Source organism: Halobacillus sp. (assembly GCF_049282395.1).
Classification (GTDB): domain Bacteria; phylum Bacillota; class Bacilli; order Bacillales; family Halobacillaceae; genus Halobacillus.
On record NZ_JBAPTY010000033.1, the window covers coordinates 1 to 2,023 of the forward strand.

Annotated in this window: 1 protein-coding gene and 1 pseudogene; both read right to left on the reverse strand. The window is 40.1% G+C overall.

Annotation, left to right across the window (positions count from 1 at the left end; all coding sequences use genetic code 11):
- A partial coding sequence (locus tag WAM07_RS01550; RefSeq protein WP_422164193.1) for a VirB4 family type IV secretion system protein occupies positions 1-1,761 on the reverse strand: 1,761 nt, incomplete at its 3' end.
- Between the two features lie 3 nt (positions 1,762-1,764).
- Positions 1,765-2,023 (reverse strand): annotated as a pseudogene (locus WAM07_RS01555) (hypothetical protein); the annotation flags it as partial.

The window sequence follows — 2,023 nt, forward strand, 5'->3', positions numbered from 1 at the left end:
CATCTCTAAGTTGTTACTATCCTGCTGCATAATAATCTTGTATTGCGTCAGTTCAAAAAGCTTCTTAATCTCCTCTACCATACTTTGGTCCGACCCCTCAGGAACAAAATCGCGAATTGTATGACTCGCGTAAAGGAGGGCGCCAAAATACTTTCTTGCCTCACGACTAAACTTTGTAAGGAAATCAAGAGCACTCTCGCTTTTCTTTTTTGTATTTATAATGTGATGAGCTTCATCCATCAAGATGAGATATCGTACAGCGTCTTCAAAAGCTAATTCTCCTCGATTATAAGCATCAAACTGAGGAGAACCGTTCGTTAGCATGGAGTCCCATAAGAGATTGAGAACGTTAAACAATTGCGCTTGGAAAACCTCGGCTCTCATTTGAGATAGGCCCCTCAGGGTAAACGTAACAACCTGTTGCTCATCAAAGTGTTCAATGGTTGATACGCCATTGAAAAGATGCGCGTAGGTTTCTACAAGGTTTCGAATGTTTAATTCGATGCTCTCCAGACGTCGTTTCCTTTCCTGACTCAGCTTCTCCCTTTGCTTTCCTTCCTTGATATTTTCATAGAGTTGTTCTTCGATAAAGGCAAGAAAATCGGTAAAGATAGGGTACTCCTCAACAGAAAGTTCAGTTATATTTGATTTTGAATTATCGTTCCATAAGCCAAGTTTTTCATAGAGCTTTCTTAATAGATTTTCATATTCTTTCAATTCACTATCATTCGCTTCAGGGGCTAAGAATTTATAGAACGTCGTCAACTTAGATAAGTGCTGAGTAAACGATGTATATTCGTCCTCTGCCGTTCGATACACCTGTAAAGGGTTGATGACCCCGTCTGACCCGTCTAACGCGATTTGTTTCCCGCCTAAAGCTTCCGTTAACTCTACAAATTCTCCGGTTACATCAAACGTCCGAACCTTATATCCTTTAATCGCGTTATCCAGCATAATTTTCTTAAGCGTGGTGGACTTCCCTGCTCCCATCGCCCCCACCATAACTCCGTTATAACTCTTACGCTGCTGATCTCTATGAAAAAGATCAAAGACAACGTTTCCTCCTGTCAGTGTCGTGCCATAGAAGGTACCAAAGGGATCGTTTAAGCTAGTAAAATGAAAAGGAAAGCCACCAGCTAACCCTAAGGCGGGTATCGGATGACCTTCCCTCTTGTTTCGATAAGTCGATTGTTCGGTATAATTTGTGAGTAGTGATTTCCATTCAAACTCCTGTTCATTTAAGAAAATAGATCCTCTGAAATTCTCATCCTGTAAAGTCGATAAGACCACTTTCACTTTATCTTCCAGCTCTTCTCTTGTTGGCGCACTTACATAATGTCTTAAGTGAACACGTTTAATGATTTCTCCTTCCTCAGAGACCTGGTTGTATAACTCCCTCAAATCATCGTAGTTATTTTGCGCCTCTATAATGCCAGCATTATCTTTTTCATTAATCATTCGGGAACTTTGTTCAGCCATCCCTTTGTTTAAACCATCCCGGACTTTGTAACGATCGTCCGAGACAATATCCATCGTTGTAATGACATTCTCCATATTGAAAATAGGTTCTAGCCAAAAGTCCGCAACGTTTTTAGGGAAGGCATACACATGGACACAAACTTCATAACCATCTCCTTTACGAATAAAGGATTCTTGGAACTTAACCCCTCCTTGTGGTTGGATATGGGCAAGCAAGAAAGGGTTATAGCCTTTTTCTTGAGTCTCTTCTGTATCACTTTTCTTTTTGAGAAATGAGAACAATATTTAACCCCTCTTTTCTAACTTGGAATTTTGATTATAAAGTTTATAGAGCAAATCGAGCTTCTTTTCATCGGTTAACTCCATAGTGGGAGCGACTCGTCCGAGATAGCGCCTACAATTGTTTCTGTATTCAGCAAGCTGTTTAAGGCTAGTTGCATAAATAAATAGATAAAACTCTCTATTCGTCCGGTAGGTCTCCAAAAATTGAAGTTCCTCTCGTTTTCGAATTAAAAAGCGCTCATAGAGAGGCGCTTTGTTTTGA